General features: G+C 46.4%; 10 protein-coding genes. 3 read left to right on the top strand and 7 right to left on the bottom strand.

Annotated elements, in window-relative coordinates; genetic code table 11:
* Window positions 1-354: 354 nt before the first annotated feature.
* From RDN93_RS11225 to alaS, 7 genes are all read right to left on the bottom strand, one after another.
* Complete coding sequence (locus RDN93_RS11225; protein ID WP_308745614.1) at window positions 355-1155, bottom strand: Fic family protein; 801 nt, start codon at window positions 1153-1155, stop codon at window positions 355-357.
* A gap of 299 nt (window positions 1156-1454) precedes the next feature.
* Window positions 1455-3725: a GH92 family glycosyl hydrolase gene (locus tag RDN93_RS11230; RefSeq protein ID WP_308745615.1), complete on the bottom strand. Its 2271-nt coding sequence runs from the start codon at window positions 3723-3725 to the stop codon at window positions 1455-1457.
* A 4-nt stretch (window positions 3726-3729) separates the two neighbouring features.
* On the bottom strand, window positions 3730-6003 hold the full coding sequence (locus RDN93_RS11235; protein ID WP_308745616.1) for a GH92 family glycosyl hydrolase: 2274 nt from the start codon (window positions 6001-6003) through the stop codon (window positions 3730-3732).
* A 38-nt stretch (window positions 6004-6041) separates the two neighbouring features.
* Window positions 6042-7049 carry a FecR domain-containing protein gene (locus RDN93_RS11240; RefSeq protein ID WP_308745617.1) on the bottom strand — a complete coding sequence of 336 codons (1008 nt, stop codon included), beginning with the start codon at window positions 7047-7049 and terminating at the stop codon, window positions 6042-6044.
* Window positions 7050-7083: 34 nt separating this feature from the next.
* The gene (locus RDN93_RS11245; RefSeq protein ID WP_308745618.1) at window positions 7084-7641 is read right to left on the bottom strand and encodes an RNA polymerase sigma-70 factor; all 558 of its coding nucleotides are present in this window, start codon (window positions 7639-7641) and stop codon (window positions 7084-7086) included.
* A 27-nt stretch (window positions 7642-7668) separates the two neighbouring features.
* On the bottom strand, window positions 7669-9906 hold the full coding sequence (locus tag RDN93_RS11250; protein WP_308745643.1) for a GH92 family glycosyl hydrolase: 2238 nt from the start codon (window positions 9904-9906) through the stop codon (window positions 7669-7671).
* Window positions 9907-10220: 314 nt separating this feature from the next.
* Window positions 10221-12839, bottom strand: coding sequence for an alanine--tRNA ligase (gene alaS / locus RDN93_RS11255; protein ID WP_308745619.1), 2619 nt, complete (start codon window positions 12837-12839; stop codon window positions 10221-10223).
* A 107-nt stretch (window positions 12840-12946) separates the two neighbouring features.
* On the opposite strand from alaS, the gene RDN93_RS11260 reads away from it, so the two are divergent.
* The 3 genes from RDN93_RS11260 (at window position 12947) to RDN93_RS11270 (ending at window position 14997) form a co-directional block, all read left to right on the top strand.
* Window positions 12947-13915, top strand: coding sequence for a M23 family metallopeptidase (locus RDN93_RS11260; RefSeq protein ID WP_308745620.1), 969 nt, complete (start codon window positions 12947-12949; stop codon window positions 13913-13915).
* 20 nt (window positions 13916-13935) lie between these two features.
* A complete protein-coding gene (locus RDN93_RS11265) occupies window positions 13936-14277 on the top strand; it encodes a MerR family transcriptional regulator (RefSeq protein ID WP_308745621.1) in 342 nt (113 codons plus the stop codon).
* A 363-nt stretch (window positions 14278-14640) separates the two neighbouring features.
* Window positions 14641-14997, top strand: coding sequence for a hypothetical protein (locus RDN93_RS11270; RefSeq protein ID WP_308745622.1), 357 nt, complete (start codon window positions 14641-14643; stop codon window positions 14995-14997).
* Window positions 14998-15021: the final 24 nt, after the last annotated feature.

The raw sequence follows: 15021 nt of genomic DNA on the forward strand, positions 1-15021 counted from the left end.
CCGGGATTATTTGATTAATTAATAACTCGTCCCGATTTTAACGGGACACTAGTGAGTTGAATTTATAATTTTTTTCGGAAAAACTCAAAAATCTTTAGTTCATGACAGTGATATGTATTAAGTTAAACCGTATATTCTGTCTTCTCGTATAACATCTGTCACTTATGGATAATTTTAGTTACCAAGTCTTTAGGGAACTTATGCAAAATAATGTGATTAAAATCTTTAAACGATAACAAATATGAGAAGAACAGTAAAAAACAGTTGGTTTGCAGTAATATTGCTGACATGGGGGATGATATGTTTTTCATGTGAGGGCTGGACAGATCTGGAGAGGACCTTCATTATATCTGCTTAGAATATAAATCTCATTCCCCCTCTCTTCTCCGCCTGCTTATATTTCTTAATCTCCATTGAAAGATACTTCATTTGTTGAGCAAACATAAAATCGTGGATAGGACGTAAGTCTGGTTCTTCATCATCTTGAGGACGGGATGCTTCCAATGCCTGATAATATTCCAGTTTATCCTCTTTGAATATAGTAGCTAGAGGGAGTTGATGATAAGAGAGAATGTAGTTCATCAATAAGCGTGAAGTTCTCCCGTTTCCATCGGCAAACGGATGGATGCTGACTAGATAAAAATGGGCGTCGAAAGCTAACTGATAGATAGAGTCGGGTGTCTGAACTTGTTTGATACGCTGATTTAGTATTTCACATAGACGGGTTACTTCACGCTCTATTTTCTGATAGTTTACGAAATAACGGTCACCTACATGCACGGAAGATTTGCGCCAATCTCCTTTGGAAGAATCATAATCTCCTGCACTGGAATGAATTATAGTTCCTGTAGTACGCATCACGTGAGCTGAAATTTCCTGTATAAAAACAGGAGTAATTTCACGTTTCTTTCTAGCTTCTTCCACTATAAAACGCAAAGCTTCGAAATGGTCCTTTACCATATTATGATCATACAGCGGTTTTCCCTTGGCGGTGATACCGTCTACAATCAATAGGCGGCTTTCTTCTTCGGTGAGTGAAGAGCCTTCTATTGCTGTGGAGTGGTGGGAAATGAATATTTCATTCATTAGCTCGAAATTCACAGCCTCTTTCAGTTTCAATTCATTAAATTGCTCTAGTAATGGTTGTATGGACATATTGTTATAGATTAGCTCTGCAAATATAAACAAATTATAGAGGAAAAAGATGCTGACAGGAAGATATCAGGGGAACTGCAACAAAAAATAATTTCATTCCCGTACGCGAAATGAACTAAACCGTATAGCTATTTAGTTAATACATAGTATAATATACCTTATTATATTCTCAAACAATTCTCACTGTAATGAGAAAAAATACTCATCGCGATGAGAAAATATTCTCATAGGGATGAGTATTAATTCTTATCACCGTGAGAAAATGTTCTTATCACGATGAGAAAATATTCGAGTAAGGATTATTGCTCTTTAGAGAAAGAATAAGGCATATCCTCTTCTTTCGTTCCTCTGTTCTTATTCGGTTGGTTACCCATATCCACTTTGATAGTGCCACCTTTGAATAAGTCTTCGTGACGGAGATAATTCTTGGTGTAATCAGTACCATTAACATTCAATGAGTTGACATAGAAATTCTTTTTGCTGTTGTTCGGAGCATCAATTATTAAACTGTTGCCATTCTCGAAATGGAGCGTAGCTTTCTTGAATAACGGGGCACCTATGATATATTCGTCCGTTCCCGGGCAAACAGGGTAGAATCCCAGTGCCGAGAATACATACCAGGCGGAAGTCTGCCCGTTGTCCTCGTCGCCGCAATAACCATCCGGTCCCGGAGTGTACATTCTGTCCATAACCTGGCGCAGCCAGTATTGGGCTTTCCAAGGTTGACCTGCATAGTCATACAAGTAAATCATGTGCTGGATAGGCTGGTTGCCATGTGCATAGTTCCCCATGTTCATGACAGTCATTTCACGTATTTCGTGAATCACCTGTCCGTAGTAACTGTCGTCAAAGACAGGCGGCACGGCAAATACGGAGTCCATCATGGTGATAAACATCTCTTTTCCGCCCATCAGGTCGATAAGGCCCTGAGGATCGTGGAATACAGACCAAGTGTAGTGCCAGCTATTTCCTTCCGTGAAGGCATCTCCCCATTTCAATGGAGAGAATGGAGACTGGAATGTACCGTCCTCATTGCGTCCGCGCATCAGTTTGGACTCTTTGTCGAAAAGATTTTTGTAGTTCATGGCACGTTTGGCGAAGAGGTTAATCTCTTTCTTCGGACGTTTCAGTTCTTTGGCGAGTTTGTAGATGCACCAGTCGTTGTATGCATATTCCAATGTACGGGCTGCATTCTCGTTGATTTTCACATCGTAAGGGACATAACCCAGTTTGTTGTAGTATTCGTATCCCAGACGTCCTGTGGAAGAAACTTCGGGGTGTACATTTTCCGTTCCGTGAAGCAATCCTTCATATAGTGTTTTTACGTCGTCCACTTTTACGCCTTTCATGTAGGCATCTACGAGGATAGAAGCGGAATTATTGCCGACCATGCAACCTCTGTGACCCGGACTTGCCCATTCGGGGAAGAATCCGCTTTCTTTATACGTATTGATGAGCCCTTCCTGCATTTCCTTGTTGACCGATGGGTACATCAGGTTCAACAATGGGAACAGGCAACGGAAAGTGTCCCAGAAACCGGTGTCGGTGTACATATATCCCGGCAGAACCTGGCCGTTGTAAGGACTATAATGAATCGGTTGTCCCGCAGCATCCAGTTCGTAGAACTTGCGTGGGAAAAGCAACGAACGATACAGACAGGAATAGAATGTACGGTATTGGTCGAGATTGCCACCTTCTACTTCTATCTTGCCTAATTCCTGATTCCAGGCTTCTTTTCCTTTCTTAGCCAGTTGCTCGATATTATCTTTGCCCAGCTCCTTCATGTTGACAGCCGCTTGCTCGAAGCTGATGAAAGAAGAAGCGATTCGGGCATGTACCTGTTCGCCTTTGTGTGTCCGGAAGCCGATGATAGCTCCGGCATGGTCAGTTGTCTGTTCGGCAATGTTCTCTTGCAGATTACCGTTGGCTACCGTAGCCTTGTAAGTGAAAGGCTTGTCGAACTCAATGATGAAGTAATTCTTGAAGTTTTCGGGAACTCCGCCGCTGTTGCGGGTGGTATAGCCGATAATCTTATTTTCTTCCGGAATCACTTTGATATACGAACCTTTGTCGAAAGCATCCACCACGACATAAGAATGGTCGTTTTCGGGGAAAGTGAAACGGAAAAGAACGGCACGTTCCGTCGGAACCATTTCTGTCACTACATCATGCTCCGCAAGATATACTTTATAATAATAAGGAGTGGCAGTCTCGCCTTTATGCGCAAACCAACTGGCACGCTTTTCCTCGTCAAACACAGGCTTGCCTACTATCGGCATGATAGAGAACTGTCCGTAATCGTTAATCCACGGACTGGGTTGATGAGTCTGCTTGAAACCGCGAATCTTATTGGCGGTATAGGTGTATTGCCATCCGTCTCCCATTTTTCCGGTCTGCGGAGTCCAGAAGTTCATTCCCCAGGGACGGGCGATGGCGGGATACGTATTCCCTGTTGATAACTCGAAAGTAGACTGGGAACCCATCAGCGGGTTGACATACTGTGTCCAGTCTTTGGCTTTGGCAAAGACTGTGCAACTGAGTACACAAGCTATTAGTAATAGTCTTTTCATGGCATTATGTGTTTTGATAATTAGGCTTGTTAGTCATCTTGATTTCCATCGTTCCGCCGTTCACGATATCCTGATGGTTGAAGAATGGAGTATTCAGCGGTTTACCGTTCAGCGTCATGCTTTCGATATATTTATTCTTTTTCGTATTGTTCTTTACGATAATACTGAATTTCTTACCGCCGGGTAGGTTGATTACCGCTTTATCGAAAGCGGGGCGGCCAATGGAATACACCGGTTTGCCCGGACATACCTGATAGAATCCCATAGAATTGAGGACGTACCATGCAGACATCTGACCGCAGTCCTCGTTACCCGACAACCCGTCTACGCTGTTGGCGTATTGGCTCCGGTAAACACTGTCCACCAATTCCTGAGTTCTCCACGGGCGGTTTACGTAGTTATACAAATGAATAACATGATGGCTGGGCTCGTTGCCATGCGCATATTGTCCGATAAGACCGCTGATGTCCGATGAGGTCGTTTCGCCTTCGAGCGATGAATCGACAGTGAACAGAGAATCGAGTTTCTGTACAAATGCGTCCTTGCCACCCATCAGATTGACTAATCCCTCTACATCATGCGGCACAAACCAAGTCCACTGCCACGCTGTTCCTTCGCAATAATCATCGTTGCGGTGAGTCGATGCACGCGGGTTGAACGGTGTGCGCCATTCGCCTTTCGAATCAAGTCCGCGCATGAAGCGGGTCGACTTGTCGAAGTAGAATTCGTATGCTTTGGCAAAACACTCGTATTTGGCTTTGGATTCAAAGTCGTTCATTGCTTCCGCAAAGATGGAGATACACCAGTCATCGTACGCATATTCCAGCGCCTTGGCTACCGATTCGTTTTCACGGTCACAGGGAATATAGCCGATGGCATTCTTGTAATACTTGGCTTTCGGCATGAGATGCGGCAATACCAAATCCGGGCATTTGATGCCGGTAGTATCATATTCGGCTGCACGCAGGCAGGCTTTGTACGCCTCTTTCGCGTCAAAATTACGGTAACCTTTCATATAAGCATCCACAATGACGGGGACAGCATGATAACCAATCATCGTGCCGGTATAGTTGGAGGCTAAATCCCACATCGGATATATTCCGCCTTCCTGATGCTTCTTTATCAGCGAGTTGATGAATTGATTGTTCAAATCGGGGTCGATGATTGTCATCAACGGGTGCAATGCGCGAAAAGTGTCCCACAGTGAGAATACAGTATATATAGGGTTGACAGTGTCTCCCTGATGCACTTCGAGATCCATCCCTAAATAACGTCCGTCGGCATCGGTGAACAGGTTCGGACTGATACCCGTATGATAGAGGGCGGAGTAGAAGATGGTCTTATCTTCCTTATCGGAAGTAGTAATGTCTATCTTCGACAAATATTGGTTCCAGGCAGTGCGTGCATCTTCGCGTACCTTATCGAAGTCCCATGCGGGGATTTCTGATTCCACATTCTTGCGTGCCCCCGCTACGTCGACAGCGGAAACACCGACTTTCACAAGCACTTGTTCGTCTTTCTTCGTGTTGAAATGCAATAACGCTTTGCAGACAGGAAGCCGCTTGCCGTCGTCCATAGTGACGGAATCGGTGACGAGTGTGTAAGAGAACGGTTTGGAGAACTTGGCGTAGAAGTTAATGTACTGGTCGAACGCCCAATAAGTAGTTTTCTTGTGTCCGCAGATTTCCGTGTCGCTAATCACTTCGATTTCCATTTCCGAATTAGTCTGACGTTGCAGGCTGTAATCCAGGTCGATGATAAAACCGGATTCGGTGCTTTCGGGGAAAGTGTAGCGGTGGATAGCACCGCGGCTGGTGGCTGATATTTCAGCTTTTACCTGATAAGTGTCCAGAAATACGGAATAATAACCCGGTTCTGCCGTTTCATTCTCGTGTGAGAAGGCAGAGGCATAGGCCAGTGTCTGGCTTTGAGGGTCGGTGGTCAGATAGTTCTGTTTGCCGACGGTGGGCATGAGCAGCACATCTCCGTAGTCGCAGCAGCCTGTACCGCTGACGTGTGTATGAGAGAAACCATTGATGGTGGAGTCTGCATAATAATACCCCGAACAAGCATCCCATCCGTCAATCCGTGTGTCCGGACTGGGCTGAATCATGCCGTGGGGAACTACTGCTCCGGGAAACGTGTGTCCATGTCCGCCTGTCCCGATAAAGGGATTGACATAAGCACTGTAGTCTTTTACGCTAGTGGGGGCTGTGCAGGAGCTAAGTGTGAATAATCCTCCTAAACATCCTACTATTAGGAATGTTTTCAATTTCATGGTATTAATAGCTTTTAGTTTCATCGGAACCGTCTCTCTTATTTGGGAGAAATAAAGATGTTGTTTCCGACAATTTTGTAATCAATAGGTATAGAGTTCTGCAATGATTTCAGTACGGATTCGATATTCGATTTTCGTTTCAGTACACCGGAGTAGGTCTTGTCCGGCCGGATGTCGGGAGACAGGATAATCTTCACTTCGTAGAAGCGTTCCAATGCTTTGGTGATGGTGAAGATATCGGCTTTCTGGAATGGAATCAGGTTGTCGTGCCATACGGCGTCCATCTTGGCGTCCACTTGTTTCACAGTCAGCCGTCCGTTGTTCTTGTTCAGTTCCGCACGCTGTCCGGGGGCGAGGATGATTTGCCCTTCTTCCTTGTTGCCCTTCACTTCGATTTCGCCTTCAATCAGTGTCGCTTCCGCTATCCGGCAACGTTTGTCACATTTGAAGTTGAACGTTGTTCCCAATACACGCACACGCATGGCATCACTCTGTACGGTGAACGGCTTGTGGCGGTTTTTGGTGACTTCGAAGTAGGCTTCCCCTTCCAAGTATACGTTACGTTCCTTCTCGGAAAACTCACGCGGATATTTTAATGTTGCCGAGTTGTTCAGCCATACTTTGGTGCCGTCCGGCAGGACAACTTCTTTCACGATGCCTTCGTTGGCGACGGCAACCATCACCTGCTGGTCGGTTCCGTTCTGATAGAACCAGTATCCGGCTCCGCCACCGATGACCAGCATCACGGCAACAGCAGCCGCGTATCTCATCCAGCGATGCATACGCAGTATCTTTTTTTGTTTTCCTTTCTCTTCGTCCAGCTTCTTGTAAAGCTGTTTTTCCGCACGTGCCATCCGTTGCCCGTCGGCATATTGGTTGAATTTACCCAAATGATAAACCTCTTCCATGCGGAATAACTGACGGGCATTTTCTTCCGATTCTTTCATCCAAGTATTTACTTCGACGAGCTCCTCTTCCGAACATTGTCCTGTCAGATATTTGTTGATTATATCTTCACTCAGATTACTCATTTTCTTTTCCTTCATATTAATAATACAATTCAGAACGCAAAAACACTTATCATTGTCGCCATAAAAATAAGAAAAGAATCATCCAAAGCGGATTGAGACGACCGCGCAAGTACTTCAAAGCCTTGTACATATGTGCCTCTACTGTGCGGAGCGAAACTCCGAGAGCATCGGCTATCTCTTTGTTTTTCATGTCGTGCAGATAGCTGAGCTTGAAAACTTCCCTGCATTTGTCCGGCAGTTCGTTAATCGCATCGTGGATTTCTTTACGGAGCTCTCTGTCTTCAATCCGGCGGATCACTTCGTTGTTGTCCGGCTGGTAAAACTCGGCACGCCTTTGGTTGATTTCCTCCATGGCGGCACAGTAACCGTCTTCCACGTTCCGGTGCTTCAATACATTGAGGGCACGGGTATAGACGGCACGATAGAGGAAAGCCTGAATCTGGTCGCCTATCTCTATGTAGTCTTTCCGTCTCCATAGTTCTACAAACACATCCTGCACCACATCTTCAGCTTCTTCATCTCCCACCAGGCGGGTGGAATAGAAGATGAGGCTGGGGTAGTACCTGCGGAATAACGTCTGATAGGTTACATCGAAGTTTTCATTCATTCTCTCAATAGTTTTGTTTGGGTTATTTTAAGGATTCTTTTCTTCGAAGATGACTCCGATTGCTTTGGGAGCCGCGCCCATTTCGAACTCGACGGTGGCTCCGCTCATGATTTGCTCATGAGTGAGGTACGTTTTGTCGTAGGGTTGTCCGTTTACTTTAATAGATTGTATGTAAATATTCTTCTTGCTCACATTGGGGGCAAGTACGGTGAAAGTTTTTCCGTTTGCCAGGTGTAGCTGCATTTCCGGGAAGAGGGGAGTACCTATTTCATACTTTCCGCTGACGGGGTTTACGGGGTAGAATCCCATAGCGCTGAAAACGTACCATGCCGACATTTGTCCGCAGTCTTCGTTGCCGCAAAGACCGGCAGGCTCGTTCTTGTAGAGTTCGTTCATTACTTTGGATACGTAGTATTGAGTGCGGTCACTGAAGCCTATCGAGTTGAACAGGTAGATGACGTGATGGCTCGGTTCGTTGCCGTGCGCGTACTGGCCTATCATTCCCGTGCTGAAGAGGGGAAGTTCGGCATCTGCTGCCGGATGGTAGGTGAACATGCTGTCTAGTTTTTCGGCAAATCTATTTTTACCGCCTACAAGGTCTATCAGTCCGTCAACATCGTGTTGTACCGACCAGAAATATTGCCATCCGTTGCTTTCGCAGATGTGCGGGGTGTAGTCGTCGGCTTTGAAGTCTTTGATAAAGGCTCCCTTGTCATCGCGTGGCTGCATGAAGGAGGTGGCGGGGTTGTAGACGTTCTTGTAGTTCTGCGAACGTTTGTAGAACGTCTCGGCGATGTCCTGCTTGCCCATCTTCTTTGCCATTTCGGCGATGCAGTAATCGTCGAAGGCATATTCCAATGTCTTGGATAACGACCAGTTTTCGGCGTTGTAGTTGTCGGTCACGTTGTAGGGGATGTATCCCAGTTCTTTGTAGAGCCCGATGCCGCGGTAGTTGTCGAGGTTGGCGGTTGCTACACAGGCGTTCAATGCTTTTTCCGCGTCAAAGTCGCCGATGCCTTTCAGGTAGGCGTCTACGATGACAGGGACGGCGTGGTAACCAATCATCATGTCTGTCTCGCTTCCGTAGAAGTTCCACACGGGCAGGCGTCCGTTCTGTTCGTAGAAGGCGATGAAGGATTTCACCATGTCGTTGACACGTTCCGGTTCGGTGTAGGTGAAGAGGGGATGGGCGGTACGGTAGGTATCCCACAGGGAGAAAGTGCTGTAATTTACCCACCCGTCGGATTGGTGTATCTTTTTGTCGGGACCGTAGTAGGCTCCGTCTACATCACTGTAAATGGTGGGGGCAATCATTGAATGATAGAGGGCGGTGTAGAAGTTTACTTTGTCATTCTTGTTGTCGCTCTTTATTTCAATCTTTCCGAGTTGCCGGTTCCAGTTTGCTTTCGTTTCAGCGAGGTATTTGTCGAAGTCGTTTTCGGGCACTTCAGCTTGCAGGTTTTTGGCTGCGCCTTCCATGCTTGTGCCGGAAATAGCTGTGTTCACGAGAATCTGTTCGCCTTCCTTGGTGTTGAAGTCGAAGCGGGCGATGATGGCCGTGCCGATGCGCTTGTTTTCCTTGATGATGGCTGTCGTGTCCAGTTCCATTTTCTCAAAAGGACGGGAGAAGCGGGTGCGGAAGTAGATATGCTGGTCGCGTGCCCAACCGTCGGAGAAGCGGTATCCCTGGATGGTGACGGAGTCTATCACTTCGATATGTGAGTCGTTGGTGAAATCCCAGTTCATGGCTTTCTTCAGGTTTAAGAAGATGGCTGATTGGGCTTCGGGGAAGGTGTAACGCTGGATGCCGCAGCGTTCGGTTGCGGTCAGTTCGACGTTGATGTTGTAGTCTTTCAGGCGTACTTGATAGTAGCCGGCGTAGGTACTCTCGTCCTCATGGGAGAATTTGGAGTGGATGCCCAGCGGAGCTTCGGCTTCTTTGTATGGCAGGGTGACGGGCATAAAGGAGATGTCGTATAAGTCTCCTGCTCCGGTGCCGGAGAGGTGCGTGTGGCTGAATCCGGCAATCGTGCTGTCCGGATAGAAATAGCCGGAGATACGGTCCCATCCGGGGAGTCCGTTGTCGGGACTGAGTTGTACCATGCCGAAAGGAGCTTGGGCGCCCGGGTAGGTGTTTCCGGTGAAGTCGGTTCCGATAAATGGATTTACATAAGATGTGTAATCTGTTTCGTGTTTATCTTGTGTAGGGGTACAAGAAATTAGCATGCAGGTTAACAGCAGGCATAGATAAGTGGATGTTTTCATCATTCTTCCGGTATTAGTGATTACTTATTTTATTTATTTGAAGGATAAGAAAAATAATTAATCTGCTTGCAAAGGTAGAAAAAAACTGTGACAAGCCTACTGTATGGACTTAATATTTTTTTAATGAGGAAGATGGGGCGCTGTTGTTGTGTTTTGTTCCCCGGTGCCGGACACGTCCTTCCTCGGTGCCGAAGGGGGCCTTCCCCGGTGCCGGACGGTGTGTTCCCCGGTGGCGGAATCCGTGCCTAAAAAAATAGGAGCTGTTGGGAAGAACAGCTCCTATCTTTATTAATCTTTATCTTCTTGTTTTAGTCTTAGATTCCTGCAAGTTCCAGTACCTTTTCGACTGCCGCATTCAATCCGTCAACATTCTTGCCACCGGCAGTTGCGAAGTGTGGCTGACCGCCGCCACCGCCTTGAATCAGTTTGGCAGCTTCTTTCACCAGATTGCCGGCTTTCAGACCTGTCGCTACCAGATTGTCGCTCAGCATTACTGTCAGCATCGGCTTGCCGTGGTCTATACTTCCGGCTACGAAGAATAAATTCTCCGTAATCTCGCCACGAAGCTGGAAAGCAATGTTTTTCACTACTTCTGCCGGTAGCGGAGCGCAGAATTTGATAACTTTGATGCCGTGAACTTCTTGTACATTCTTCAGCAGTCTTTCTTTCAGGGCAGCTTCTTTTTCTTTCATGAAGTCTTCCACCTGTTTCTTCAATCCTGCGTTTTCATCAATGTACTTGCGGATGGCGATACCTAAATCAGGAGCATTGTTGAAGAGTGCCTTCAAATCGCTGAGTGTGTCCTGAACGGTGTCCAGGAGTTCCTCTACACGTGCTCCTGTGTAAGCTTCGATACGGCGGACACCGGCAGCAACGGAGCTTTCCGACATGATTTTCACCATACCGATGTTTCCAGTTGCAGCTACGTGCGTACCACCACAGAATTCGATGGAAGAACCGAACTGGATAACACGTACCTTGTCGCCATACTTTTCACCGAAGAGGGCGATAGCTCCCAGCTCCTTGGCTTCTTCGATAGGAATATTGCGGTACTCCTTCAAAGGTATGTTGGCACGGATTCTTGCGTTAACGATATGTTCCACTTTACGGATTTCTTCATCGGTCACTTTCTGGAAGTGGGAGAAGTCGAAACGTAATGAATCCGGAGTCACCAGCGAACCTTTCTGTTCGATATGCTCACCCAAGACTTCGCGCAGGGCAGCGTCCAGCAAGTGGGTGGCCGAGTGATTGGCTGCGCAGGCAGCACGTTTGTCAGTGTCTACACAAGCCATCATCGGAGCTTCCGGATGTTCGGGCAACTTTTTGGTAATATGTATCGGAAGGTTGTTTTCTTTCTTGGTGTCGACTACTTCAATCGTCTCGAACTCGCTTACCAATACACCGGTATCACCTACCTGGCCGCCACTTTCCGCATAGAACGGAGTGTAGTCAAGTACAATCTGATACAATGTCTGGTTCTTCTGTCTGATTTGGCGATAGCGAAGGATGGAAGCTTCGTATTCGGTATAGTCGTAACCGACAAATTCAGTCGTTCCCTCTTTCAGCGTAATCCAGTCACCGGTTTCGATGGCGGCAGCGTTGCGGGCGCGTTGTTTCTGTTGCTGCATCTCTTCGTTGAACTCTTCGATGTTGACGGTCATTCCGTTTTCGCGGAGAATCAACTCTGTCAGGTCGAGCGGGAAGCCGAACGTATCATATAAGGTAAAGGCGTCTTTACCGCTGATTTCTGTTTTTCCTGCCGCTTTCGTATCTTCCATGGTCTTGTCGAGCAAGCGGATACCTGTCTCCAGTGTGCGCAGAAATGATTCTTCTTCTTCCTTGATTACCTTTTCGATCAGTGTCTTTTGTGCAATCAGTTCAGGATAAGCGTCTCCCATGTTGTCGATGAGTACGGGCAGCAACTTGTACATGAATGCCTGCTTCTGTCCGAGGAACGTGTATCCGTAACGGACAGCACGGCGAAGGATACGGCGGATTACATAACCGGCCTTGGCATTGGACGGCAACTGACCGTCTGTGATAGAGAAAGCAATCGTACGGATATGGTCGGCAATCACGCGCATGGCGATGTCCTGCTGCTTGTCTTTTCCGTATTCTGTATTCGACATGGCTGCGATAGCTTTCAGCATCGGCTGGAATACATCTGTATCGTAGTTGGAAGTCTTGCCTTGCAATGCCATGCAGAGACGTTCGAATCCCATGCCGGTGTCGATAACTTTAGCCGGAAGCGGTTCGAGACTGCCGTCTGCCTTACGGTTATATTGCATGAACACGAGGTTCCAGATTTCAATCACTTGCGGATGGTCGTGGTTTACGAGGTCGCGGCCGGAGATTTTGGCACGTTCTTCTGCCGGGCGAAGGTCGATATGGATTTCGGAACATGGTCCGCAGGGGCCTGTATCACCCATTTCCCAGAAGTTATCGTGCTTGTTACCGTTGATGATATGGTCTTTCGGCAGGAATTGTTCCCAGTAAGAAGCGGCTTCGTCGTCGCGGCCCAGTCCTTCTTCGGGGCTTCCTTCGAATACGGTGGCATAGAGGTGTTCCGGATTCAGTTTCAGCACGTCTACCAGATATTCCCACGCCCAGCCGATAGCTTCTTTTTTGAAGTAATCGCCGAACGACCAGTTGCCGAGCATCTCGAACATGGTGTGGTGGTACGTATCGTGTCCTACTTCTTCCAGGTCGTTGTGTTTTCCGCTTACGCGCAGACATTTCTGAGAGTCCGCGACTCTCTGGTATTTCGCCGGGTGGTTTCCCAAAATAATATCTTTAAACTGGTTCATCCCCGCGTTGGTAAACATCAGGGTAGGGTCATCTTTAATCACCATCGGAGCCGAGGGAACAATGTGGTGTCCTTTCGTCTCAAAGAAATTCTTGAATGAATCTCTGATCTCTTTTGCAGTCAACATATTCTTCTATATATCTATCGTTGAGGTTAATATTCTCAAAAAACTGTGCAAAGATAGCTTGTTTTTATTACTTTTGCCGTATTAACAAGCGAAATATTTCCAAAAAGATGCGCAAAGTATACTACATCTATAATCCACAGTCCCAGACTTATGACCGAATTTACCCTACCGTCCGGCAGCGTGCACTTAGCATTTTACGTCGGCTTTTCTATGGAATGGGGTTGGGCGCAGGGTGTTTCATCGTGCTGCTCCTTATCTTCGGCTCTCCGTCGGAGAAAGAATTAAGAATCGAAAACAGCCGCCTTCTGGCACAGTATAACGTGCTTTCCCGCCGCTTGGACGATGCAATGGGAGTGCTTCAGGATATTCAGCAACGTGACGATAACCTCTATCGGGTTATTCTTCAGGCAGATCCGGTTTCTCCTGCTATCCGTCAGGCGGGGTATGGTGGCACGAACCGTTATGAGGAATTGATGGATTTGGCGAACTCCAAGTTGGTTGTGAATACGACTCAGAAACTGGACGTGCTCTCTAAGCGGTTGTATATTCAGTCAAAGTCTTTTGACGATGTGATAGATATGTGCAAGAATCACGATGAGATGTTGAAATGTATTCCGGCCATCCAGCCTATTTCAAACAAGGATCTTCGGCAGACGGCTTCCGGTTACGGCACGCGCATCGACCCTATTTATGGTACGACGAAATTTCATGCGGGGATGGACTTCTCCGCACATCCGGGAACGGACGTGTATGCTACCGGAAACGGAACTGTGGTAAAGGTAGGATGGGAAACCGGGTATGGGAATACGATTGAAATCGATCACGGCTTCGGTTATATGACCCGTTATGCGCACTTGCAGGGATTCAATACGAAAGTAGGAAAGAAAGTGGTGCGTGGTGAGATTATCGGGAAAGTGGGCAGTACGGGAAAGAGCACCGGCCCGCATCTCCATTACGAAGTGCACGTGAAAGGGCAGGTCGTGAATCCGGTGAATTACTATTTCATGGATTTGAGTGCGGATGATTACGAGAAGATGATTCAGTTGGCTGCCAACCACGGTAAGGTGTTCGATTAATCTTCTAAAAAAGGAATGTTATGCTTCATACGGATAAAGAACTGAAACTATATTATTCAATAGGAGAGGTGGCCGATATGTTCGGAGTCAATCAATCCCTGCTCCGTTTTTGGGAAAAGGAGTTTCCTCAGATCTCGCCCAGGACAATAGGAAGAGGAATACGCCAGTACCGCAAAGAGGATGTGGAGACGATCGGGCTTATCTATCATCTGGTGAAAGAGAAAGGGATGACTCTTCCGGGAGCCCGGCAACGTCTGAAAGATAATAAAGAAGCTGCGATTCGTAATTATGAGATTGTGAACCGGCTGAAGGCGATAAAAGACGAACTGTTGGCTATCAAGGCGGAATTAGACCAAAGGTAGACGATAGCCTTTTTTTCCAAAATCTACTTTGTTGAGTAAAAAATATAGGGCTGTTGTAACACTTGATTGTGTTGCAGCAGCTTTTTTCTTTATACTTTCATAATACTCTTATACAGTCTATTTAACAGTTGGTTATGCGATAATATAGGTATCGGCATCAGATAAAAAGTGTGTTCTTTATCATAAATGGTTTGTTACCTGTCAAATGCCCGAAAAAGCTCTTCTAAAACTATGGTAAATTCGTTTCTACTCCTATATTTGTGATGTGGTTTATTTGTTTTCATTCAAAGAAAAAAGGCTATGAAATACTCATTTATATACATATTATTTCTATCAATTTTTACTCCGTTGCATGCTCAGTATATGCAAACGATTAATTGTGATAACGGGCTAAGTAATCGGAGAGTCTTTCAGATTGTGAAAGACAAGTCTCATTTTATGTGGTTTGCAACGCGGGCAGGATTTGATCGGTATGATGGTAAGAATATCCGTCATTATACCTTGCCTCAGACCAAAGGCTCACGTATTTTTGGTTTAGCGACTTCATCTGACGGTGATATATGGGGATTTAGCAGTCATGGTAATCTGTATCTTTATGATAAGGATAAAGACAGTTATAGTTTGCAGTTGAGCCTTGATTCGCTTTTGCAAACGGATGAACCGTTCATTTTTAAGATCTATGTGGATACTCGCAACTCTATTTGGATTTGCTCCTCTTAAGGGCTTTACTGTTATTTTCCACAA

The sequence above is a fragment of the uncultured Bacteroides sp. genome (assembly GCF_902491285.1).
GTDB lineage: Bacteria > Bacteroidota > Bacteroidia > Bacteroidales > Bacteroidaceae > Bacteroides.

Bases quoted from the DNA above. Each gene is read 5' to 3' on its own strand.
- alaS (WP_308745619.1), bottom strand. From the start codon at position 12,839: ATGTTGACTGCAAAAGAGATCAGAGATTCATTCAAGAATTTCTTTGAG.
- RDN93_RS11230 (WP_308745615.1), bottom strand. From the start codon at position 3,725: ATGAAAAGACTATTACTAATAGCTTGTGTACTCAGTTGCACAGTCTTT.
- RDN93_RS11260 (WP_308745620.1), top strand. From the start codon at position 12,947: ATGCGCAAAGTATACTACATCTATAATCCACAGTCCCAGACTTATGAC.
- RDN93_RS11240 (WP_308745617.1), bottom strand. From the start codon at position 7,049: ATGAAGGAAAAGAAAATGAGTAATCTGAGTGAAGATATAATCAACAAA.
- RDN93_RS11265 (WP_308745621.1), top strand. From the start codon at position 13,936: ATGCTTCATACGGATAAAGAACTGAAACTATATTATTCAATAGGAGAG.
- RDN93_RS11245 (WP_308745618.1), bottom strand. From the start codon at position 7,641: ATGAATGAAAACTTCGATGTAACCTATCAGACGTTATTCCGCAGGTAC.
- RDN93_RS11250 (WP_308745643.1), bottom strand. From the start codon at position 9,906: ATGAAAACATCCACTTATCTATGCCTGCTGTTAACCTGCATGCTAATT.
- RDN93_RS11270 (WP_308745622.1), top strand. From the start codon at position 14,641: ATGCAAACGATTAATTGTGATAACGGGCTAAGTAATCGGAGAGTCTTT.
- RDN93_RS11235 (WP_308745616.1), bottom strand. From the start codon at position 6,003: ATGAAATTGAAAACATTCCTAATAGTAGGATGTTTAGGAGGATTATTC.
- RDN93_RS11225 (WP_308745614.1), bottom strand. From the start codon at position 1,155: ATGTCCATACAACCATTACTAGAGCAATTTAATGAATTGAAACTGAAA.